Source organism: Vibrio clamense (assembly GCF_050337905.1).
Taxonomy (GTDB): Bacteria; Pseudomonadota; Gammaproteobacteria; order Enterobacterales; family Vibrionaceae; genus Vibrio; species Vibrio cortegadensis.
Map to the genome: position 1 here is coordinate 58,714 of NZ_JAKJTJ010000025.1, position 24,439 is coordinate 83,152.

The window sequence follows — 24,439 nt, forward strand, 5'->3', positions numbered from 1 at the left end:
TCGAACATTTACCTATACTGAACACAGGGCTAGAACGTAACAAAGCCATGCTTGTTTTGGAGAATTTCGTGCATCGTTATAAAAAAGAAGCGGTTAATTTAGTTAAATTATCAACGCCTGTTCTTGTTGCTTCTGTTGCTCAGACAGGAATGGGGTTCGTTGACACTATAATGGCGGGTGGCGTCAGTGCTATTGATATGGCTGCCGTTGCTATTGCGGCAAGTATTTGGCTACCGTCTATCCTATTTGGTGTTGGTTTGTTGATGGCACTTGTTCCTGTAGTCGCTCAGTTAAATGGCTCAGGTAAGCAAGAGAGAATTCCATTTGAGATTCAGCAAGGATTTACGCTTGCCGTCATCATCTCCTTACCCATTCTTGCCGTGCTATTTCAAACGCAGTGGATTTTAGGATTGATGGACATTGAAACCGCTATGGCCGATAAAACTATCGGTTATATGGATGCTGTAATGTACGCCGTTCCTGCCTTTTTGTTTTTCCAAACATTGAGAAGTTTCACCGACGGTATGGCTTTAACAAAACCAGCCATGGTGATTGGTTTTATCGGTTTACTATTAAATATCCCACTCAATTGGATGTTCGTTTACGGTAAGTTAGGCGCACCTGCATTAGGAGGTATCGGTTGTGGCGTGGCGACCGCAATTGTCTACTGGGTGATGTTTGCTTTGATGCTTCTCTATGTAATCAGCGCTAAGAGACTCCAACATGTAGGCTTGTTTAGTCAATTTCATAAACCTGAATTAAAAGCTCAAGTTCGACTCTTCAAGCTTGGTTTCCCTGTGGCGGCTTCTATATTTTTTGAAGTAACACTATTTGCGGTTGTCGCTCTATTAGTTGCGCCTTTAGGCCCGACAATTGTGGCTGCGCACCAAGTTGCCATTAACTTCTCATCACTTGTCTTTATGCTCCCGATGAGCATTGGTGCGGCTGTTAGTATTCGTGTGGGACACAAGCTAGGCGAAGAGAGCATTGAAGGGGCAAGAATTGCGTCACATGTTGGGATCATCGTTGGCTTAGTAACGGCCTTTGGTACTGCCATTTTAACCACGTTGTTTCGTGAACAAGTTTCACTGCTATACACCGATAATCGCGATGTTATTGAACTGGCGATGGAACTATTGCTATTTGCTGCGGTGTACCAATGTACAGACGCCGTTCAAGTTATTGCAGCAGGTGCTTTGCGTGGTTATAAAGACATGCAAGCCATCTTCAATCGTACCTTTATTGCCTATTGGTTAATTGGATTACCAATTGGTTGTATTTTGGGGTTAACCGATTGGATTGTTGAGCCTATGGGTGCTCATGGTTTTTGGATTGGTTTTATTCTTGGCCTATCTTCTGCTGCTGTTATGCTTGGGATCAGATTACATTGGATGCACAGCCAAGAAGATTCAGTTCAACTGAAATTTGCTTCCCAGTAAAGAACTAAATTGGAAGTCGATCGTATGGTTGGCTTCCGCTTAGCTCTTAGCTCTTAGCTCTTAGCTCTTAGCAAAATGTTACCTATCGATTTGGACGCTCACGTAAATACCTTGCAAATTTTGGTACGCCATTTTGGGTGTATCCGTTGTAACGATACGTAACCGTTGAGCCTAACGTTGGTGGCAATAGCCTCATCTCATCAGTAAAACCACTCCCGATATAAAACTCTACTCCTTCACCCGTTCTAACTAAAATAGAGCCCATTTTACCTTTATACTTACCCGTCCCTGATTTATAGCCAATCACCAAGGCTTCAGCATCTTGATGCTTTTTTAGTTTGAGCAAATCATTACTTCGTCCTGCCTGGTATCGACTGGTCACCTTCCTCAGCATTAAGCCTTCGCCTAGTTTCTCGCTTACGCTATTCAATTGGCTAAAGAGCTCTTTCTGTGTTTTTATCGGTGTGTGTTCAACATATTTAACGTGTTGTACGTCTAACTGGCTTACCCAAGCCAAGATATTATAATAGCGTTTTTGATAGTCACCGGCTGAATCTGGCATATCAAATAGCATCAAATCGATTTTCTTCCATGCTGCATCATTCGGAATATCGTCTAACACAGTCTGCTGTACTAGATGGAAATTGCCTCTTCCTGCCCACAGTTCACCTTCGAAACGTATTGGAGGCAACTTTTCAATAAACCAATCAGGGGCATAAATAGGATTTCCATTTTGTGTCACCAGCATTTTTCCTGTCCATAAGGCTCGTATCCCATCCAACTTTTCACTTTTCCAATATTCAGACACATCAATGTCCTGCTGGTAATGACTCGCTTTTACGACTTGAGGTATCCGCTCATCTATTGATTCAGATTTAGAGGGAAATGCTGTTGCTAGCGCAATAGTGACAAAGTTAAGCCTTAATAAAACCGCAGTTCTTTTTTTCAATGTACTCATCCAACGTTTTTTATATATGTGATTTATAAAAAACCAATATGACGTTACAAGCAAACTACCCCTTGTGGCATGCGAGTAAGGCAACAGTTCATGCTGATATTCCATTTGTCAGTTACATGAAATTTGGACTCATGCACAAATAACTGTTGATTTCACCGTGTCAATTTTCGCCATTCACGCACTTAAATTGTTCAATAATTCGTCTGTCAAATTGAGAAAAACTCGATTCTTAAATTGAGAAAAGTACACAAGAATTTTTATCTATCTGATTTAGTTGAATATATTTCTTGGCACAGATTCTGCTCTTATCTATGCATACCCAAACAGGAGATATCATCATGGAACTACGTAAAATTGAAGCTAACGACACAATACTGACTCTTTCAATCTGCGGCGATATGGATGCTTCAGGAAGTCGAGATGCACAACCACATATCGATGATGTCATCGCACACGACAGCCATCCAGAAATTGAAATTGATTTCAGCCAAGTTAATTTTCTCGATTCGTCAGGTGTTGGTGCGATTGTTTATCTCTATAAACGTCTTGTCGAACGTGAGCGAAACATGCGCATTGAAAATGTTCAGGGGCAGCCACTAGAGATCATGAATCTTTTACGTATAGGGCATGCCATCCCAGTAAATTCTCGTAGTAATAACGCTTAATCGAACCAGCAATTATTCCAATAAAAACAATAATTAATTGCTCACTATAATTGAATAATGACAAGGGACGTTGGCATGAAAAACTTATATATGACTTACATAGCAACAGCTGTATTCTCATTTTACTTAACAGGCTGTACCAGCTACCCGGAAAGCGGTACTGGTGGGCTTGCAGAGAGTTACACTAACGCGGACTTCTCGCCAGTAATGCCCGATGAACCTTTAGGACCAGAGCATGGGTTAAGGTTTGATTGGAAACTGGCCAAACTGCATTTGGATGCTCTAATTCAAGAAGGAGCAAAATGGTGTTTCCCTGCTGCTGTTGTTCAAGCCATTGAGAAACAAAACCGTATAGCACGAGAGCTTCAAGGTGGTTTATTGCTGGATGCCGCTAATGATCTTGTCATTCAAAGAAAGCGACTGAGACAATTAGAGCAACAATTAGACTATGTCACATCACAAACTCGCTGCGCCCCACCTAAAAATGATGCGCAATTTCAAATTCAATTATCTGTTGTTTCGCATTTATTCGATTTGCTCAATGTCGACAATCAATTTGCTTTCGACTCTATTGAGATTAACCCGAAATACATGGGTAAGCTTGCTGAAGCCGCAAACATTCTTAAACAATATAACGCGCTCACATTACAAGTAACTGGCCATGCCGACGCCTCTGGGAGTGAAGAACATAATCAAACTCTGGCACTTGGTCGAGCTAAGCAGGTCAAACGTTACTTAACCATTTTTGGTCTAAACCCACAAAGAATTACAACTCACTCATTAGGATCTACCTTACCTCTATTTGAAGGTGATACGCCAGGGGTGATGTTAACTAATCGACGAGTCAGCATAGAAATTTTATCGAATGATAAAAACAGCCAATCAACGCAAAGTGAGCTAGCCGCTTACCAAGGAGTTCGTTATGAAATGGACTAGCCTACTACTCACAACGCTTGTATTTATATTTACAGGTGCTTCACTCTCTTCTCATAGTCATGCGGCAGAAGACGTCGTTCAGGTAGGTGACCTGATTCAAGTTAACCTACCAGGTGAAGAGACGCTAAACAAAGGATTTCAAGTAAATAAGCGTGGAAGAATAACGCTGCCTGAGATTGGTCCTATTTTTGTCGCAGGCTATGACGAGGCCCAACTAGAGCAAACGGTGAAGTCCGCACTAAAGAGTGTTTTCCGTGACCTAACAAACGCAAAAGTGTTCATTAAAAAGCGTCAGATGCTTATTTCAATTCAAGGTTATGTAAAGAAGCCGGGTGAATATACTTTACCTGAAGGTGCCAGCATCCAAATGGCAATTTACGCTGCGGACGGCCTTCGTTCAGGTGCCCAACTTAATAAAATGCAGCTAAAACGTGGTGCTCAAAAACAAGATTTTGATTACAAGAACTTCTTAGATACGGGTAATGAAGATCTGTTACCTGCTCTAAAATCCCTTGATACTTTATTTGTTCCAGCCTCTCCACTTGTGGGTAACATTGAGCAAGAGTTCGACGCTTCAAAACTTGCAAATTCAGGTGACAGTTCAGATGCGAGGTTAGCAATAAAAGTTTTTGGTGAAGTTAATGCGCCGGGGTCATTTTCATATACAAAAGATGCCGATCTTGTGGATATTCTGATGCGTTCTGGTGGTGTTACTCGTTACGCAGGCGTCGAACAGATTCGAGTGATCAGCAACAACGCACCAACTCTATTTAATCTAAAGCGTTATCTCGATTCTGGCGACTCAAGTTTACTCCCTACACTTCTTCCCGGTTCGACTATTTTCGTTCCAATGCAAGAAGAAGAGATTAAATCAGGGGCGAATACCGTATACGTCATGGGTGAAGTTGCTCAACCAGGTGCTTTTGAAGGGAAAAAAGGCGCAACATTTATGGATATTCTCGCTAACGCAGGTGGACCTACTCGATTTGCAGAGTCTCGCCAAATTCGAATTTTAAAGGCTAACGGTAAAGTCATTAAGTTTGATTTAGCGGCATACACTGAAGGCTTAAACGGAATCAAGCCACCAGCGATTCAATCAGGTGATGCCATTTTCGTTCCTGAAAAAACAGATATGAATGAAAAATCATGGTTAAAGATTGCACCGAATAGAGCGGTTAATGTCATTGGTGAGGTTGTACGCCCCGGCCGTATTGAATGGTCTGATGAAATGGACTTGATGGATTTACTGGCTCATGTAGGTGGCCCGACTCTTCGAGCTGACACCACAAAAATTGAAGTGGTATCCGGCGGAAGACAGATGCAAGTCTTTGATTTAGATAGCTACATAATAAACGGCGCTCAACGAAGTGATCTTCCTGTCATCAGAGCGGGTGCGATTGTACGTGTACACGATCTTCCTCAAGATCCATCAGACAATAAATCTCAATGGGTTCGCCAAAGCTCAGATTCGTCTATTTATGTCTTTGGCCAAGTTAACGCTCCAGGCAGGTACCGTTTTACCAATCAAATGCACTTTTTAGATATCTTATCTGCTGCTGATGGACCAACTAAAGATGCCGACATTCATAATATTCGCGTGACTCATAGAGATAAAACTTACTCTCAAGTTAGTAAATTGAACTTATCTCTTTATTTTGAAACGGGTGATGAATCTCTACTTCCACAAGTTAAAACTGGGGACACCATCTATATTCCAGAAAAAGACCGTAACTGGTTAGATCGTTCTAAAGAATCAACAGTGCGGATCTTAGGGGCGGTTAATGATCCCGGTCGTTATGTATTCGATGACAACATGACAATTCTGGATATTTTAGCTGAAGCTGGTGGCCCAAGTGATTCGGCATACTTAGAGAAAATCAGCGTGGTGAATATGTCGTGCTGTGAAGGACAATCAAGAACATTCGACCTCATTAAATTCAGCAAAACAGGGAATATTTATCAACTACCTGTATTACGAGCTGGCGACACAATTTACATTCCGGATCGTAGCGAAAGTTACATCGAACAAGCTCGTTCAGGTTTACGTGATGTATTACAAATTGCCACCACAATCGTATTAATAGGAGCACTCTAATGGCTATATCTGCTACTCATGCTGAGATTGAACAGCTCTATTTATCAGCTGAACTCGAAAAATGCCGCTCTATTTGCATAACAGCCTGTCATTCAGGTGACGGCGTAACATCAGTAGCAGCGGCATTAACAGAGCGCTACCTACTTGCCGGACACAAAACCTTACTTGTCGATCTCAATTTGTTTAACCCCGCTTTCTTGGATCTTGAGTTAAGTTCCACACAGGATGGAGAACATTGGCTAGAATATAGTGAGACTCATCAATTATTTGTAGGCTTACCCGCGCCAAAAGAGACGTCGACTCAACTTGCGTACAAAGATCCAATTACATTACAGAGAAAAGTGGCACAGTGGCTCAACGAATATGAGCGTATTGTTATTGATACTTCCCCACTACTACAGGTAAATAAGGGGAATATCCCGGCTCAAAGTGTTGCGAGTGCATGTGATTGTACTCTACTGGTTATGCTTACAGGTGTGACATCAGCGCATCACCTAACAAAAGCGAAATCACTGCTCTCCGCGAGTTCAATTAACTTATTCGGGTGTGTTATGAACATGCAGCAACATCCATCGCTGGCTCAAGAGATAGTAAGACAACTCAATAAATTTAAGCTGATTCCCAAGTCATTAAGAGCGAAATTAGAATCGGTAATCTATAACAATGATTTTTTAAATTTACCACTTTAATGAGGCTGCTATGAAAAAACTGCTCTGTATGATGTTTGCACTTTCGCCTATGTTAACCTTTGCTGAGCAGTACACGTTCAGTATTGTGCCGCAACAATCTGCGAGTCGACTTGCTAAGCAATGGACTCCTATTATGAATGAACTAAGTAAGCGGACAGGCCATGATTTTGTTTTTACTACAGCCGCTGATATTCCGACTTTTGAGCAACGGTTAAGCGAAGGGTTATATGACTTCTCGTACATGAATCCCTACCACTTCGTTACCTTTAATCAAGCGCCCGGTTATCAAGCCATTGCAAAAGCTCAGAATAAACAAATCAAGGGGATACTCGTTGTACGTAAAGACAGTGGCATTACAGACTTAAAACAATTGCAAGATGAAACGCTTGCCTTCCCTGCTCCGGCCGCATTTGCCGCAACTATACTGACTCAAGCCGATCTTGCCGCTCAAAATATTAACGCGACCCCTCAATACGTCTCTTCCCATGATTCTGTTTATCTTTCCGTCGCAAGAGGTTTTTACCCCGCAGGCGGTGGGGTAATGCGAACGTTCAAAGCGATGGACAGTGAAATCAGAGAGCAATTAACCCCAATTTGGGTCACCAAAGGTTACACACCCCATGCCATTGCCTCTCACCCTAGAGTACCTCTATCCGTTACAAAACAAGTTCAGGAGATCTTCGCGGATTTATCGAAAACAGATTCAGGTTCTAAGTTATTAAGACCACTGAAAATTATTGGATTTGAAGCCGCAGTGAACGACGACTGGGATGACGTTCGAGAACTTCATATCAACAATCTAATGAGTGATAAAAAGTAACTCAAAAATAGACAAGGTTCATTAGACAAAAGGTTTGACTATGACATTTCGAGCTATGACTTTTCGAGCGAAAACAGTAATCGGCATTGCACTAATAGAGATTATATTATTGATGATCTTAGTGATTAGCTCGATGTCATTTCTTGCTGATTCAAACGAAAAACAGTTAATACAACGGGCAGATGCAACTAAAATCATGTTTGCAAAAGCCACTCAAGATGCTGTCTTATCCATGGATCTCGCCACACTGGACGACTTAACGAACGAGATCGTTGTTCTAGAAGATGTTCTGTATGTGAAAGTAATACGTAACGATAAAGTCCTAGCGTGCAGTGGAGACAAATCTCTATTAGATCGAACGCCGACCTTTGATAAGGGGTTAGATACTATTGATGACGGCATTTTTGATACACGCGTTAATATAGAAGTCGACGGCACGGTTTACGGTCACATCGATATGGGATTTGGAACCTCAAGCATTGATAACCTTTTGGCCAGTGCCCAAAAATCGATCGTTGCTATCGCCTCTCTTGAAGTCTTTCTTGTGGCTGTTTTCTCATTGGTTTTAGGCACGTATTTAACTCGAAATCTCACAAAACTCACCGAAGCCGCGCATAACGTTGCAGAGAATGGCCCCGGTTATCAAATTAAAATGGAGCAGAAGGATGAATTAGCTGAAGTCGCCAATGCCTTCGATAAGATGTCGCGTAGCCTTCAAGAAAATTACGGTGAATTAAAACTCGCGCGAAGTGAAGCCGAACAAGCCAGTGAATCTAAAAGTCGTTTCTTAGCTTCAATGTCACACGAGATTCGTACCCCAATGAATGGCGTTCTTGGTTTGTTATCTCTTCTTGAGGAAACCAAACTAGATAAAGAACAGATGAAACTCTTACATACTGCAACTGAATCAGGCGAGTTGCTACTTTCGATTATTAATGACATTCTCGACTTCTCAAGAATGGATGCTAATACCTTGATTCTGGAGCATAAACCTTTCATTCTTAACACTTGCATGATCGACATCGTGGATAGTTTTAATGCTCTTGCGAACAAGAAAAATATCGCGTTAGTCTGTTCGGTTGATAATACTAAACCCATTAATGTTATCGGAGACGTCAACCGTTTCCGCCAAGTTGTGCTTAACTTACTTGGAAACGCATTTAAATTTACTTCCGAGGGGTTGATCTCCGTTCAATTGAAAACCGAAGTCCAAGATCATAACAAAATTCAAGTGACCTGCTCGGTGACGGACACAGGAATTGGCATAGAAACTAATGCCCTCGATTACCTTTTTGATGAATTTACAATGGTTGACCAAAGTTACTCTCGAAGCCGTGACGGTTCCGGTTTGGGGCTTGCCATATCACAACGTCTAGCTGAGATGATGGATGGTGGTATTACGGCCAAAAGCACATTAAATCAAGGTAGCACTTTTACGTTCACCTCTTACCTAAAACTGTCAGATGAAGAGGAAAAGTCAGATAAAACCAGTAAAACGTCCCCCGTTCTTTCGGAAGCAATACGCAAATGTAAGATTCTAGTTGCAGAAGATAACAAAGCGAATCAACTCGTTATTCAAAATATGTTTCTTCACGTAGGAATGGATATCGATATCGCTGAAAATGGGAATCAAGCGGTGGAAATGGTCCTTAATGGCACCTATGATTTTGTTTTCATGGATATCTCTATGCCCGAAAAAGATGGGATTGAGGCATGTAGCGACATACGAAATTTAGAGTCTTCGCTGAAATCATCGGTCCCAATTGTGGCACTGACCGCTCATGCTCTTTCTGGAGACAAAGAAAAATTTATGAAAGCTGGCATGGATGACTACCTTTCGAAGCCAGTTAGAATGTTCCAACTCATCGAAATGCTAAACCGCTATTTAGATCCGGAGCGATTGTCTATGGATGAAACGGGGATGAGTTCAAGCGGTAATGATAATAACGAAGTCGCAATGATGCCAAACCAACAACAGAGATCAACCTCAGTAATGACTCAAGAACAGGGGAATTTAACCGACATGGACACAAGCAATATGGACACAACCAACGACGCAGCACTGCAATCTAACATTAACCTTCACTCACCTGAAGACTCTGTCGCGTCGGAAGGTTTGGATTCCGAACTGATAAACCAATACGTTGATGAATCGATTTTGATTCAAATGATTGAAGATACAAGCGCAGAAGTCATTCCTCTTTTGATTGAACACTATGTCGAAGAGTGCCATGTCCGTTTAGAAAAGATATATGCGGCGATGGATGCTCAAGATATAGACTCACTCGAATTTGAAACACATACATTAGGCAGCTCTTCACTGGCACTTGGCAACCGTAAGTTGTCCACTTTAGCTCGTGCAATAGAAAAACAGTGCCTACAAAATAACTCAGAAGAAGCATTCAAATTATGTGCAGGAATAGAAGAGCTTGCTAACGCTTCAATTAAAGCGCTTAAATTACGAAGTGCTCTCGGCTTTGAAAGCCATGCTTGAAAACCATTCGAGTTCAAATATTTAATTCAATCAGATTCATAGTTATGAAAGGCTGTGCTATTAATTTGTTTATAGCGATTTTTTAATCGTATGATTTTAAAAGGAGTATGCATGCGCCCTAAAGTATTACTAGTTGAAGATTCGACCTCGCTGGCCGTGCTATATAAACAATATGTGAAAGATGAACCTTACGATATCTTTCATGTTGAAACCGGACGCGAAGCAAAAGACTTTATACAACGCAACACTCCACAATTGGTCATTCTTGATTTAAAACTTCCCGATATGTCTGGAGAAGATGTCCTAGAGTGGATTTCAAGCAACGAAATACCGACTGCAGTGATTATTGCCACAGCGCATGGTTCTGTCGATATTGCCGTCAGCCTGATTCAAAAAGGGGCGGAAGACTTCCTTGAGAAACCGATTAAAGCAGATCGACTTAAAACCTCTGTTCAACTTCATCTTAAGCGCGCTAAATTAGAGCACTTAGTTGATGATATGCAGAACAAATTTGATCGTTCTCGCTTTCATGGCTTTATCGGGTCATGCTTACCAATGCAAGCGGTGTATAAAACCATTGATTCTGTTGCACCAACAACCGCCAGTGTTTTCATTAATGGAGAGAGTGGAACGGGTAAAGAGGTTTGTGCTGAAGCCATCCACAAAGAGAGTAACCGCAAAAATAAATCATTTATTGCGATTAACTGCGGCGCGATACCTCGTGATCTCATGGAAAGTGAAATTTTTGGCCATGTGAAAGGCGCATTTACTGGAGCCACCACCGATCGCAAAGGTGCGGCGATGCTTGCTCATGGTGGAACACTGTTTCTAGATGAACTCTGCGAAATGGAATTGGAAATGCAGAAGAAGTTACTGCGTTTCTTACAAACTGGCACCTTTACCCCACTAGGTGGCAGCAAAGAGATAAAAGTTGATGTGCGTATAATATGTGCAACCAACCGAAATCCCTTATTGGAAGTTCAAGAAGGTCGGTTCCGCGAAGATCTCTATTATCGAGTTCATGTCGTGCCCATTGAGATGCCAGCACTTCGTGAGCGAGGCTCTGATATTGCGACTCTAGCGAAGCACTTTTTGAAAGTCTATGCTAAACAAGACGGTAAGAAATTCATCGGAATTAACCGTGATGCAGAAACGATTCTAAAACGCTACACTTGGCCTGGGAATGTTCGTCAACTGCAAAATATTATTCGAAACATTGTCGTTCTTAATGATGAAACTCACGTTTCTGTTGAACATCTACCGCCTCCAATTAATAGCAAAGATACCACCACTAAGCCAATGGGGCTCTCGGCGGCGACCAAAATTCAGCAACCTGTTGAAGTACAGCCTACTGTTGTCCCTCAAATTTCTGAGCAGACGAATACAATTTCTGGACAGTCTGGCGATCTCGATGCTCAACCCATTTTAAGTGACAGCATCACAAATAGTCAGCCAGTGAGTGCCGCCGATTCGTCTATGATTAACTCGGTCTTAACTAAACCGAATGGAGACATAAGACCAATGTGGCAAATCGAGCGCGAAGCGATTCAGCATGCGATTGATTTTTGCGACGGTAACGTCCTAAATGCAGCAGTACTATTAGAGTTAAGTCCTTCTACCGTATATCGGAAGAAACAGGCTTGGGAATCCGAAAGTGAATGCGATCAAGCCTAGATTAGGCGAGATATGGTTGTTAATCGATAGCCTAACTTTTGGTGGGATAGAAACGCATGTGCTTGAGCTCGCAATCGGGCTTAAGCATTTTGGATTGCATTCAAAAAGTAAAATCCCCTCTGTCCGAGTGGTATTACTGACAGAGTATCCTGAAGAATCTGCGATCATCCAGAAATTGAATGTTGAAGGTATTCCCTACTCTTATCTTCACCAGTTAGTTGATACGGAAAATAGATCCACGCAACGATTTCATCAATTATTGAATCAACCGCTGCATCAACTTCATCTCGCCAATCGTATTCATCAACCGACACTCATTCATGCTCACGGGTATAAAGCGAGTATCTTAAGCAAATTAACTAAATTACTCTCATGGGCGCAGCCTATCACTCAATTGTCAACTTTTCATGCCGGAGAAACCCCTGCAGGAAAGGTCAAATTGTATGACATGTGTGATCGCTATTCCGCTGGTGTCTCAAATAGCAACCTTGCGGTCAGTCAGTTGATACAAGCGAAATTGCCCGTTAAAGCTTCGGTTCTTAACAATTTCGTCAACACAGGTAATGTGACGCGTAGTAACGGACAGCAACTGGCTTTTGTTGGGAGACTAAGCCATGAAAAAGCCCCAGACCGAATCTTAGATTTAGCCAAACACTTTCCAGAACTTGTTTTTGATATTTATGGCAGCGGTCCACTTGACTCTGATTTGAGTGCAAACAAAACCTCAAATGTTAAGTTTCACGGACATCAAAATGATATGTCACTCGTTTGGCAGAATATTGGGCTGCTTATCATTCCTTCACGATTTGAAGGTTTGCCAATGGCAGCATTAGAAGCGATGTCACGTGGTATACCAGTACTAGCGATGAATGTTGGAAATCTAAGCCAACTTATTCAACATAATGAAAATGGCTTTATCGCGAATAACGCCGATCAACTGTTTGAACATCTCCAATCTTGGCTCTCTTCTTCTGAAGGTGAAAAAAATGCCATGACTCAAAATGCGATTAACACGGTGAATAAGCACTACTCTAGTGAAGCTGTGATCCCTCAGTTTCTGAATGTGTATCAAATCCTTCCGACAAAATCTGAAAGTTCTAGTTGCTAATTTTCTGAACAAAAGCGCTCTTATATTCATACAATAGGCTCATCTCAAACTGAGAATATGTTTCTCAATATGAGAATTGCGCATCAAAACTCTTAATCAACAATAACTATATCTATTAAAATCAGATGGTTAATTAGCAGTTGAGTTTGGCATCACCTTTGCAATCGTATACCTATCGTCATTACGTTAGGTATATCAAAATGAAAAATAAAAAAAACATCCTATTTGTTCATTATGGTGATAACTGGATCCGAGGCAGCGAGATGTGCCTCATCCGTCTATTCAAATATTTAGACCGAGATCTGTTTGTCCCACACCTTTGGACCAACAGCCAAGCGCTTCACACACATGTGAGTGAGCGTGACATATTTAGCCAACATAGTGAGTTCTCATTACTCGCTGGTTGGAGTCGCCCACGCTGTGATGTCAATGGTTGGTACCATCTGGTACAGCAAGGCTTGAACCTGATTCGTCGCAATAACATTGACCTAATTCATGTCAACAGTGGTGCGCCTTGCCAGTGGATGTGTTTGGTTGCCAAGCTTTGCAATATCCCGCTAATCACCCAACTCCACAGCGACTACCAACTACGAGATCGAATGTCGCTAGGATTACACTTATCACCGAATATCATTTGTGTCAGTAAAGCGATCAGTCTTAACCTCATTAACGAAGGTTACCCGCAAAATCGGGTCTCTATTATTCATAATGGTATCGAAGCGGATATATCAAAAAGTGCCCCGCTGAATGTAAAAACCAAACTCAATTTAAAAGAGAGTGATTTTGTTTTAGCGACAGTCGGTTCACTCATTGAACGGAAAGGGGTTGATAGGCTTATTTCAGCAGTGAAATTGCTTGAACACCACTACCCTGATCTGCATTTGGTTGTGATTGGTGACGGTGAACAACGAGATGAGCTCGCACAACAAGTCGGCAAGCTCCACTTGATGAACCGCATTCATTTTGTTGGAGAGCAGACTAACGTAGCGAATTGGTTAAGTGGTGGCGTTGATGCCTTTATCAGTGGCGCGAGAACGGAGGCTTTTGGGCTGGTTCTCGGTGAAGCCGCGCTGGCTGGTTTGCCCATAATTGCCCCGAGTACCGGAGGTATTCCAGAATTCATTACTCATAATGATACTGGCATTCTATACGAAAACAGTGGGGTTGCACCGATTGTCCATGCGATTGAAACGCTTCTTGACGACCAACCGTTACAGAAAAAACTCGGTACGAATGCATTTAACTATGTCAGCACACAATTAACTATTGAGCGCAATACTCAAGCCATCCAATCTCTGTATTTGGCGAAGATAGCTCAATCTTCTGTCCCGAAAATTTCGTTACTCGATGGCTTAAAACCACTTAAAAGCATTATCAATCATGTACCGTCTACAGGAGGTCACCATGGATAACACAGCGAAAGTCGGTGCTGAATATGGACACAGTTTAGTCTTTGATCCAATAGGTTTTTCTGGAGGTTCAAAAGTGGCGACAAGTGAAGCTTTAGCGCTATGTAACGCGAAAAATAGTCAGTTCACGATTCTGACGGCAAGCCCTAAATGTTGGTCAAACAGCTCCTTGGCACGAAAGCATGATGTAACAATAGTAAAATTGCATATTCCATACTCACTCGCAAAGGCATCATGCGGCGGTCTATTTTGGGTAAAACAGCTTTATCTATCAATGTACATCTGCTTAACGCTATTGAGTATTAAGGTGTCCGCTTCCAACTCTATTACTAAACTGGTTGCTTGCTCTGGTCCTGGAATCGATATGAGCCTATACCTGTGCCGAACCTTAGTCGCACTTAACATTATTCAATTCATTCACGGTCCAGTCGCAGCCTCTCGCTCCATTGGGTTCTGCCTGACACGCTGTGACGCTCTGTTTTATCTACCCAGTACCAAACAATCTCTTATTGACGCTCTCTCCTGTTATCTTTCAATTAAGAATGGCGATCATTACTCAACGACGTTAGCTGAATTTGTACTGCATTCCCCACACGCTCACACTTTTGTGAATGGTATTTCCCAAACTTGTTGGCCAACAAAAAGCCAAACCGATCATGCCTCTCTATTTTGGGCTGCATCACTTCTTAAATGGAAGGGCTTAGACCTATTGCTCAATGTACTAAAGGCTAACACTCATAATTCCTCGTCAAATAATGCGACAACCTGCCTTCACACCACGGTTTGCTATATTCGCCCTCAAGAGATCAATCTCAATATCACGCAAGCTCCTATCGCTATTCAAAATGTTCAGTGGAACGAACAGCCAGATAATTTGGATCAGCTACGATCTCAAAACAGTATTTTCGTTTCTACTAGCATCAATGAGCCGTTTGGTTTATCCATTTTAGAAGCCCTTGCCGCAGGAATGTGTGTCGTTATCCCCAAAGATGGCGCGTACTGGGATACCCAGTTAACTCATGGTCTGAACTGCATGAAATACACGCCTCAAGACCCAAAGAGCTTACAAACCATATTGCACACACTCGCCATTACCCCATTATGGCGTTCGAATATTCAATCTCGAGCTTATATTTTGGCAAAAGAGTACCAAGCTGAGACCTGTTACCTACCTATCGCCCGTTTCATCGATACCGATAAATTTACCTCTGAGATGACACTCTCTGTCTGTTCAGAGCGTTGTTCACGCACAGGGACATCGCTATGAAATTAAAATCGGCCATGGGCGATATGCTGACTTACGCAGTTGGGATATTCCTAATTAAAGGTATTTCATTGTTGATGCTTCCTGTGATGGCTCAATACCTTGAACCTGCACAACTTGGAAAACTGGAACTGCTTGCTACAGTAAGTGCGTTCCTAGGTATGTTGATCAGTGTTGCATTGCATGAAGCTCTGTATCGGTTTGCAGGAGAGAAAGCCTCCCATGAGGAGCAAAAACGCATCGCGAGCCAACTGTTTAGCTTGACGCTCACTATTTCGTTTTTAATGATAGCCGCTTTGATTGGCTTTATTCTATTCATCGATGATCTTGATGGCTGGATCTCCCCTTTATCATCAAGCGAGTTATTCGTGGTTATTGCCTCTCTCTCTTTAGAAGGCGCAATTGGTGTGGCCATGGCTTGGATTCGAATGCAAAACAAAGCCCGTCACTTTCTATTAATTAGTATTGCAACCACAACTCTACAAGTCAGTTTGATTCTAGGGGTGCTGTTCACGGGCCCAAGTGTTGTCCGAATATTACTCGCGAGTACAGTGGCTCATTTTGTTCAATTTCTCTTAATTCAGGGAACTCAACGTCTCAACTTTTCCCTTCCCAAATTACAATATTCATCTCGTTACCTAAATTACTGTTTCCCACTCATGCTATCAGGGTTGCTCGCTTTTGGACTAAATGGTGCAGAACGTTGGTTGATCTTATACGCCACCAATTTAGAGCAACTTGGGTTGTATGCCATTGCAGCAAAATTTACCTTAGCCATGTGTATTTTGGTCCAGCCATTCGGAATGTGGTGGATGCCCAAGCGCTTTCATGTCATCGAACAACAAGGACCAAAGCAAGCCGCTATTTATACGCAATATGGCATTGTTCTTATCGCCGCTCTAGCCGTATGTATCGCTTTTTTCGGTCAAGCTTTTATTATTATCGCCTTACCGGAGAGTTACATATTTTCAGGGAAAATTCTCGTTGCGACACTTAGTATTGCCGTATTCAAAGAGCTTACTGAGCTGTTCAATATTGGAATACTTGCTGAAAAAAACACTCAGACTCTGTTGAGAATCAACATGCTTTGTACATTTGTTGGTCTGCCTCTGGCGTACACACTTAACTCATTTGGAATTTGGGGTATCTTAATGGCGGTATTTTTGGTTCAGGTTAGTCGCATGGTCATTGTAACCGTTGTCAGCCAACGTCTTCACCAACTTCCTTATGATTTCAAATCGATGCTCATCCTTTTAGTGGTATGCATACTCCTGTTTTTTATTGCAAGCTACGCTCTTACTGTTTTAGCGCTAATACTAATGAGCGTTCTTGCGCCAATGATCGTTATCTTTTGTGCACTTAAACTCAAACTTGTTACCCTGCCGAGTCGAGTGGTTAACTCTGCTTTTATGTCTGAATTGTTTTCAAAATTGCATTCGCTAAGGAAAGCATAATGACATCATACCCATCACGACTTAGCTCATTCATTCTTGTCAGCCTAATCTGCGCCTTGATTGGTTTGGTGTGGATGCTTGTTCCTAACCCTGCGGTTGCTCTAGTTCTGGCTCTGCTTCCGCTTGGTGCTCTGTTTGTGATTAGCCAGACCTTCTGGCTCGTCACTCTATTTGTGGTGTTTTCATTCTTTCGTATTCACGAAGTGATCCCTGCTCTGTATTCTTTGAAAATCCCCTTATTGCTCTCTTTAGGAGCGTTATCGGCTCTTATTTGGCATACATTAATCAGCCGAGAACTCAAAGTGTATTGGCATCCATCATTAACTTGGTTAGCGATTTTTTGGGGGCTTGTTATCGTGGGTATTGCGTTCGCTTCAAATCGTGGCACTGCCATCACCACATTTAAGAATACCTATTGGAAAATTATTGTCATGACATTAGCCATAATTTGGTTGATGAACAATATCGACAATCTCGCTCGGGTATCGGTATTAATCGTGATGGCAGGATTATTGGTGGGAACGGTCGCGCTGTCTAATTCAGTCAATGGCATTGGTTTGGTTGAAGGTTCACGAGTCACTATTGGCCGCGATATCGGTTCTGTTCTTGGCGATCCTAACGATTTAGCGCTAGTACTTATGTTTCCACTCGCCTTTGCGGCAGGGTTAGCGACAACACCCAGAGTCCATTGGCTAATTCGCTTATGCAGCATTGTCACGATTGTTATTTTAATGATGGCTGTCATCGCGACACAAAGCCGTGGAGGACTGCTTGGTTCATTAGCGGTATTCGGTATTTTTGCTATAAAGCTGATACGTTCAAAAGTTGCGTTATTCAGTATTGGAGCCATCGCGGCATTGGTTCTATACAGCGTCGCAGGGATATCTGATAGAGCATCTGGAGGTGCAGCAGAAGCAGGAATTGACGCATCCGCAATGGGAAGACTGTATGCATGGGAAGCGGCGTTCAAAATGTCACTCGACAATCCATTTACTGGCGTCGGCTTGAACAATTTTTACTCTAATTATTTCTTTTATAGTCCACATTGGGATGGATTAAATCACGCAGTACACAGCACTTGGTTTGGTGTATTGGCTGAAACGGGGATGCTTGGTTTAGTCGTGTTTATCGGATTTATCACCTCTTTGATTCTCACTGCGCGAAAAACGCTTAAGCAGATAGCAATAAAGCCTGAAACTCATAACTGTTATTTAATTGCGATGGCAAATTCAGTATATGCCGGACTGATCGGAACCATTGTCTCTGCAACTTTCCTTACTCAAGGCTTCACTTGGCCCATTTATATTCTCGCTGCGCTGACTATTGCGGTATCTCACCTCACTCAAAATGCCTGTCAAAATGAGAATAATACCGCCACCTAAATATCTTCATTACTATCCAATTGAATTTATTGACTAAATTAATTGGCACAATCTGTGTAATAACCAACATATAGATAAACAAAAAGAGACAAGCTTATGTTGGCAACCAAAACAAATGAATTCAAAAGTTGGCTTAAAGTTCATCCAAATCCTAAATTTCGCAATTTGTTTCTCTTTTTGAAACAAGCTCGAATGGCTGAATTACCAACGCCACACATCATGAACAAGATCTTTTATGGTGTTTATACGTTTGCACGAAATAGCATTAACGAAATTCTCAGAATCCTTTTTCACACTCCAGCTTTTAAAGGAAGACTTTCACGTTACGGAAAACGCCTCTACCTATATGGTGGCATTCCCTACATTTCGGGCCCACTCACAATCAATATTGGGAGCGACTGCCGAATATCAGGTCAAACGACATTCAGCGGACGATCCTCTTCTCAATCACCTACCCTCACACTTGGACACAATATTGGCATTGGTTGGCAAACGACCATTGCTGTCGGTCAGCAGGTCGTATTAGGGGATAACGTAAGACTGGCAGGCGGTGTATTTCTATGTGGGTACTCTGGGCATCCTCTCGATCCTGTTCGCCGGGCGAAAGGTGAAGCTGATGATGAAACACAAGTGGGAAACATCATTTTAGAGAAGGACGTTTGGCTCGGGAGTAATGTCACGGTAATGAGTAACGTAACGATTGGTCAAGGTACGGTGGTTGCCACTGGCAGCGTCGTCACCAAAGATCTCCCACCATTTGTCATTGCAGCAGGTAACCCCGCGAAAGTGATTCGCTCGATCCCCGATAGCCAAACCCATCAAACAGAAGGAGAACGTTATGCATGATCTCATAGTATTCGGTGAAGATTTTGGTGGCTTGCCTTCGAGCACACAACACTTAATTAAGCGTTTAGCTCAAAACCGCAAAATCGTTTGGGTAAACTCTATCGGTTTGCGTCAACCCAAGCTCAATCGCAAAGATATTTCACGAGCAGCCAATAAGTTGATGGGAAAAAGCAAGGGAGATACACAGGGCATGTCCGATGCCATCGTGCATCCAAATATCACCATCGTTAACTTAAAAACGATTCCTGCGCCTCAATCTAACTTTGTTCGGAAAATGGCAAAAGATTTAATACTCAAACAGTTACTTCCGATAATTGAAAAACTCAACCTAAATCAGCCTATTCTTTGGTCGTCGCTTCCAACCGCTGCTGATATTTGTGGGCATTTGGGTGAATACGCTGTCGTCTATTATTGCGGTGATGACTTCTCCTCACTTGCCGGTGTTGATCATAAAACAGTCAACACTCATGAGCAAAAAATGTCTCAAAAAGCCAATTTGATTTTTGCTGCGAGTGACGCAATTCGTGACAAATTCCCAAAATGTAAAACTCAATTATTACCTCATGGTGTTGATGTTGAACTCTTTTCTACCCCAACGGTAAGAGCAAATGATTTACCTAGTTCGCATCGACCAATTGCAGGCTTTTATGGCAGCTTATCGGAATGGTTAGATTATGATTTGATAACGAACGTCGCCACGGCTTTGCCAGATTGGGACTTTATTTTTATCGGCCCCAACGAATTGGAGACGCTGTTATTACCATCACTCGCCAATGTTCACTACCTTGGAGCAAAGCCCCACGCAGAGCTTCCTCGCTATTCTCAACATTGGGATGTGAGCCTACTTCCATTCAAATCAAACAAACAGATTCAGGCATGCAGTCCATTGAAACTGATGGAATATCTGGCGACTGGAACACCCATCGTCACAACCGATTTTCCTGCAATGCACCCCTACCGACTTTACTTGCATCCCATATCGACAAGCGATGAGATGATCCTGGCTTTAGAAGTCGCACGACATGAGCCAAAGCTTAGAACCGATATTGTCAGTGAAGAGAGTTGGGACAACCGGAGTCAGTTTGTTAGCTGGATGTTGGAGTTATTATGATTAATCTTAAAATACGTTTACTTGTGTTGTTAAGTTCGGCTTGGCATAGACGCTATATCATTTTACTTCCAATTATTATCCTTCCTTTAATGGGGTTGGCAATCAGTAAAATGACCCCTCGCGTTTATCAAGCTCATACCAGTATGCTTATCCAAGAGACGGCGAAAATGAACCCTTTCCTGGAGGATTTGGCCGTATCAACCATGCTGAAAGACAGAATTAATGCGTTGAGAACCTTACTTAAAAGCCGTCATGTATTAATGTCCGTTGCACTTGAGCAAGGCCTGATAAACGATCAAATGAGTGGTAGTGAAAAAGAACAAGTGATCTCTAAGCTATCAAGCCGCCTCAATATCTCTCAACTTGGTAAGGATTTCCTCAAAATTCATTTAACCGCAAGTAACCCTGAAGGGATGAAAGAGATGCTCGAATCCATCAGTGGTCACTTCATAGAGCAATTGCTTGCACCTGAACGCTCGTCTATAAAAGATTCCAGCGACTTTCTTACTATTCACATTAACAAACGATATGACGAGCTTGACCAGTCAGAACAAAAATTGGCTGATTTTAAAAATATCAATTCATCTGTAAGCCCTGAAATGCAGGGACAAAGCTTAAATCGATTAGCAACATTGAAGCAGTCTTTAGCAGAGAAAGAAGCCGAACTTTCAGGTGTTAAAAAGAGCTTAGGTAGCATTGATCAACAGTTGTCTCAGACCAATCCAGTTGTTGGTAAGCTTGAAGAGCAAATTATAGAAATTCGAAGTGATCTGACTCTTCTTAGTGCCAAATACACAGATAACCATAGCGCAGTGCAAGCCAAACAGAGAGAACTCAACCGTTTAGAGCTTGAGAGAACTGCCCTGCTCGGCAAATCCCAACCTAAACTCAATTCTGACCAATTATGGGATATTGCAAGCAGTAATACGCTATCGAGTTCTTCAGACAATCAACCGCTGTTAGTCACCCAACTACACAGCTTACAGTCTGTTCGTAGCAAATTTGAATCACTGAGTGAAGAGACAAAAAGTCTGCGTAAAATGATATTTGAACTGGAACAAAAGGCGAATAATTTTGGTAGCAATGCAAAAGAACTCTATCGATTACAGCGCGATGTTCAAGTAAAAAGACAGCTATATGAAGAGTTGGTCGAACGTTATGAGATGGCACAATTAACGGGTTCTCTAGGGGCGTTTGAACACAGTAAACGAGTAAAAATTATTGACCTTCCTTATACTCCAAGTCTGCCATCCAATATGCCGAGTATCATTTTCATCGTTGCAGGTTTATTTGCAGGTATTGCATTGGGGATAGGTCTAGCAACGTTACTTGAAGTGTTTGATACGCGAGTTCGACGTCGAGATGAGGTTGAACAAATCTTAGGTGTTCCTGTTATCACGACCATTCCACACGCTTAAATGCTTTCCACTTTTTACAGCCAAACTTTACAGCCAACTTGTTTCAATAAAATGAGTTGGCTGAATGTGTTCATTCTGCTTTCCTCGTAAAGATTTAACTTAAACTCACTGTCATTGCTCTACCCCGTGAGCTTTTCAACTCATCATTTTGCAATTCGACAACTCTTCCTCTTATCTGATTCATTTCGATTCTCAAATTAAAAACGAAACATACAAAGCGACTATAAACACAATAAGACCATGATATTTAACCATTAAAACATTGGCACACTAAATGCTATCTATTAGATACGAAGCAAAAACCATCAGCGTATTTGCGTCAGGGACTGAGAACCAAATAAGGTGAGCATTATGGATAGAAAGATAAACAAGCCACTTGGCAAAAAAGTAATCCATGTCGTACAACGGCTCGCTCCAGGAGGATTGGAGACGTTAACGTTAGATCTTCTTCGTTTTGCTAACCCAAATGACCAAGTATTAATCATCAGCTTGGAAGGTACCAAAGATGAATCGTTAGCCCTATGGCCAAAACTCACCCAATTTTCTAAACAGCTTGTGTTTCTAGATAAAGCACCCGGAGTTCAACTCAAGACCATGCGTACGCTTATTAAGGTTTTCAAAAGCATACGCCCTGATGTAGTACATACTCACCATATCGGTCCACTTCTGTATGCCAGTATTTCAGCTCGTCTTTCAAATGTGCCAACGCGTATTCACACCGAACATGACGTGTGGCACCTCAACAGTAAAAAACATGTCGCCTTACAAAAAATGGCTTTAGTTGCCGCTAAACCAACCTTGGTGGCGGACGCGGTTCGAGTAAACCAGCAACTGAAAATGCACTTTAATTACGACAAAACCGTCACGATCAAAAATGGCATCGACTGCCAAAAATTCCGTCCTGCTTCGAAACTAAACGCACGCAAAGCCTTATCTCTTCCATTTGATGTCACAGTGATCGGGTGTGCAGGCAGGCTTGAAACGGTTAAAGGTCACGACCTTATCATCAAGGCTCTGACATTTTTACCTAAGCATGTCTCACTTGCTATTGCGGGTGATGGAAGCCAAAAAGAGGTACTAATCAAACTGGCTCGTCAATTAGGTGTAGAACAGCGAGTCATCTTCCTTGGTTTAGTTGAAGATATGCCTCAATTCTACCAGTCGCTGGATCTATTCTGTTTACCGTCGCGCTATGAAGGGTTTCCTCTCTCTCCTCTCGAAGCTCAAGCATGCAATATTCCCACTGTCGTTACGGATGTTGGTTCCGCCAGTGAAACGCTTTGCCATGAGTCTGGCTACCTTTCAAAAGCGAATGACATTCCTAGCTTGGCTCATGTATTACTTCGTGCTGTTTCTGAAGTTAATAACGATGTTATTGGCGTTGAATTCAACTCTGAAGTCTCCTTCCCAAGAACTTTTGTTCTCGAAAATAATGACGTGAGACATATGGTAAAAGCTTATGAAGAATTAGGAGTTACAGCATGACCGATATTCTATTAATTTCTGTTTTTCTATTTAGTGGTGCGTTGATTGTCTATCATCATGTTGGCTATCCCATGCTTCTGAAATGGTATTCCGCGAATCACCCAATTAAGCAAGTTACCGGAAAAGTACGTGGATACCGAAACGGCAAACTCGATCGTACTCGTTCAACCATAACGATTCTTGTTCCTGCGTTTAATGAGCAGCAATGGATCGCAGAAAAAATTCGTAACTTAGCGTCACTCGATTACCCCAGAGATCGTCTAAAAGTCATCATCGCATGCGACGGATGTACCGATAATACCGCCGAAATTGCACAGTTAACGATACAAGAAGCGATCTGCTCAGACACTTACTTTGAAGTGCATGAACATACGGTTAATCGCGGCAAAGTGGCCGTTATCAATCATGAAATGTTATCCATTGATTCTGATATTACGGCTTTGAGCGATGTTTCAGCGCTTATATCTATTGATGCTCTACTTATTGCTGATTCACACTTTAGCGTTGCAAACATTGGGGTGGTTAATGCCACCTACCAAATAATGTGCGCCGCCGATGAGGGAGAACAAAGTTACTGGAACTATCAAAATCAGGTGAAGTTAAACGAAGCTTCTTTAGGTTCTACACTAGGTGCACACGGAGCCTGCTATCTGTTCCGAACACATCTTTTCGAAGCATTGCCAAGCAATACCATCAATGATGACTTCGTTCTACCAATGGAGATCGTTAAAAAAGGATACGTAGCTGATTATGAGCCAAGAATTGTCGCTATTGAGATGGAAGCAACCAGCCAAAATGCAGATTTCAAACGTCGATTACGAATTTCTGCTGGCAACATGCAACAAGCTATTCGTTTAATCAGCCTATTTAACCCGCGGTTTAGAGGGGTTGCGTTTGCCTTCTTTTCAGGAAAAGGCTTACGTTTAGTCACTCCGTATCTAATGCTTGCTTGTTTAATTTCTTCAATCACACTCGCCAACCACTCTTTATTTATGGCCATAGTCGCCGTGCAAGTCACTGTCTATTCTGTGGGCTTAATTGGTTTTATTTTTCCACAAGTGTTCACCAAAAAAATATTCAAGCTGATCACTTATTTACTTACTGGCCACTACGCCAATTTAGTAGGTGGATTACGTTATTTATTAGGCTTTGAAAATGGCCGTTGGAATCGTGTTAATCATTAAGGACATAT

General features: G+C 42.1%; 18 protein-coding genes and 2 pseudogenes. 19 read left to right on the forward strand and 1 reads right to left on the reverse strand.

All coding sequences use genetic code 11. The features are described from left to right. Positions 1 to 68: 68 nt before the first annotated feature. The gene (locus L4C39_RS13750) at positions 69 to 1,439 is read left to right on the forward strand and encodes an MATE family efflux transporter (RefSeq protein ID WP_113795569.1); all 1,371 of its coding nucleotides are present in this window, start codon (positions 69 to 71) and stop codon (positions 1,437 to 1,439) included. A gap of 82 nt (positions 1,440 to 1,521) precedes the next feature. On the opposite strand, the gene L4C39_RS13755 is transcribed toward L4C39_RS13750, so the two are convergent. Next, positions 1,522 to 2,397: a DNA ligase gene (locus L4C39_RS13755; RefSeq protein ID WP_261889442.1), complete on the reverse strand. Its 876-nt coding sequence runs from the start codon at positions 2,395 to 2,397 to the stop codon at positions 1,522 to 1,524. A gap of 338 nt (positions 2,398 to 2,735) precedes the next feature. On the opposite strand from L4C39_RS13755, the gene L4C39_RS13760 reads away from it, so the two are divergent. The 18 genes and pseudogenes from L4C39_RS13760 to L4C39_RS13845 all read left to right on the forward strand — a co-directional run bounded on the left by L4C39_RS13760 (position 2,736) and on the right by L4C39_RS13845 (position 24,431). Continuing rightward, on the forward strand, positions 2,736 to 3,062 hold the full coding sequence (locus L4C39_RS13760) for an STAS domain-containing protein (protein WP_017051587.1): 327 nt from the start codon (positions 2,736 to 2,738) through the stop codon (positions 3,060 to 3,062). Between the two features lie 75 nt (positions 3,063 to 3,137). Beyond that, positions 3,138 to 3,998 carry an OmpA family protein gene (locus L4C39_RS13765; protein WP_429746424.1) on the forward strand — a complete coding sequence of 287 codons (861 nt, stop codon included), beginning with the start codon at positions 3,138 to 3,140 and terminating at the stop codon, positions 3,996 to 3,998. Next, the gene (locus tag L4C39_RS13770; protein WP_017051589.1) at positions 3,985 to 6,093 is read left to right on the forward strand and encodes an SLBB domain-containing protein; all 2,109 of its coding nucleotides are present in this window, start codon (positions 3,985 to 3,987) and stop codon (positions 6,091 to 6,093) included. The genes L4C39_RS13765 and L4C39_RS13770 overlap by 14 nt, the downstream gene beginning before the upstream one ends. Then, complete coding sequence (locus tag L4C39_RS13775; protein ID WP_136994651.1) at positions 6,093 to 6,782, forward strand: P-loop NTPase family protein; 690 nt, start codon at positions 6,093 to 6,095, stop codon at positions 6,780 to 6,782. Before L4C39_RS13770 ends, L4C39_RS13775 begins: the two co-directional genes overlap by 1 nt. A gap of 10 nt (positions 6,783 to 6,792) precedes the next feature. Further along, positions 6,793 to 7,602, forward strand: a complete 810-nt coding sequence (locus L4C39_RS13780; protein WP_429746427.1) for a phosphate/phosphite/phosphonate ABC transporter substrate-binding protein — start codon at positions 6,793 to 6,795, stop codon at positions 7,600 to 7,602. Between the two features lie 40 nt (positions 7,603 to 7,642). Beyond that, on the forward strand, positions 7,643 to 10,096 hold the full coding sequence (locus L4C39_RS13785) for a HAMP domain-containing hybrid sensor histidine kinase/response regulator (protein ID WP_429746429.1): 2,454 nt from the start codon (positions 7,643 to 7,645) through the stop codon (positions 10,094 to 10,096). 111 nt (positions 10,097 to 10,207) lie between these two features. Continuing rightward, positions 10,208 to 11,381, forward strand: a pseudogene (locus L4C39_RS13790) (sigma-54-dependent transcriptional regulator); the annotation flags it as partial. Between the two features lie 218 nt (positions 11,382 to 11,599). Beyond that, a pseudogene (locus tag L4C39_RS13795) lies at positions 11,600 to 11,770 on the forward strand (helix-turn-helix domain-containing protein); the annotation flags it as partial. Continuing rightward, on the forward strand, positions 11,751 to 12,878 hold the full coding sequence (locus tag L4C39_RS13800) for a glycosyltransferase family 4 protein (protein ID WP_429746431.1): 1,128 nt from the start codon (positions 11,751 to 11,753) through the stop codon (positions 12,876 to 12,878). The pseudogene L4C39_RS13795 and the gene L4C39_RS13800, both read left to right, overlap by 20 nt. Positions 12,879 to 13,078: 200 nt before the next feature. Next, positions 13,079 to 14,290: a glycosyltransferase family 4 protein gene (locus L4C39_RS13805; protein WP_429746433.1), complete on the forward strand. Its 1,212-nt coding sequence runs from the start codon at positions 13,079 to 13,081 to the stop codon at positions 14,288 to 14,290. Further along, complete coding sequence (locus L4C39_RS13810) at positions 14,283 to 15,554, forward strand: glycosyltransferase (protein WP_429746435.1); 1,272 nt, start codon at positions 14,283 to 14,285, stop codon at positions 15,552 to 15,554. Before L4C39_RS13805 ends, L4C39_RS13810 begins: the two co-directional genes overlap by 8 nt. Further along, entirely contained in the window at positions 15,551 to 17,005 is a 1,455-nt protein-coding gene (locus L4C39_RS13815) for a lipopolysaccharide biosynthesis protein (protein WP_429746437.1), read from the forward strand. The genes L4C39_RS13810 and L4C39_RS13815 overlap by 4 nt, the downstream gene beginning before the upstream one ends. Next, positions 17,005 to 18,387: an O-antigen ligase family protein gene (locus L4C39_RS13820; protein ID WP_429746439.1), complete on the forward strand. Its 1,383-nt coding sequence runs from the start codon at positions 17,005 to 17,007 to the stop codon at positions 18,385 to 18,387. Before L4C39_RS13815 ends, L4C39_RS13820 begins: the two co-directional genes overlap by 1 nt. Before the next feature lie 96 nt (positions 18,388 to 18,483). Next, entirely contained in the window at positions 18,484 to 19,233 is a 750-nt protein-coding gene (locus L4C39_RS13825) for an acyltransferase (protein ID WP_429746441.1), read from the forward strand. Further along, entirely contained in the window at positions 19,226 to 20,344 is a 1,119-nt protein-coding gene (locus tag L4C39_RS13830; protein ID WP_429746443.1) for a glycosyltransferase, read from the forward strand. Before L4C39_RS13825 ends, L4C39_RS13830 begins: the two co-directional genes overlap by 8 nt. Beyond that, entirely contained in the window at positions 20,341 to 21,762 is a 1,422-nt protein-coding gene (locus L4C39_RS13835; protein ID WP_113795587.1) for a GumC family protein, read from the forward strand. Before L4C39_RS13830 ends, L4C39_RS13835 begins: the two co-directional genes overlap by 4 nt. 351 nt (positions 21,763 to 22,113) lie before the next feature. Then, on the forward strand, positions 22,114 to 23,247 hold the full coding sequence (locus tag L4C39_RS13840) for a glycosyltransferase (RefSeq protein ID WP_429746445.1): 1,134 nt from the start codon (positions 22,114 to 22,116) through the stop codon (positions 23,245 to 23,247). Beyond that, positions 23,244 to 24,431, forward strand: coding sequence for a glycosyltransferase family 2 protein (locus L4C39_RS13845; protein WP_171756713.1), 1,188 nt, complete (start codon positions 23,244 to 23,246; stop codon positions 24,429 to 24,431). Before L4C39_RS13840 ends, L4C39_RS13845 begins: the two co-directional genes overlap by 4 nt. The last annotated feature ends 8 nt before the right edge of the window (positions 24,432 to 24,439 follow it).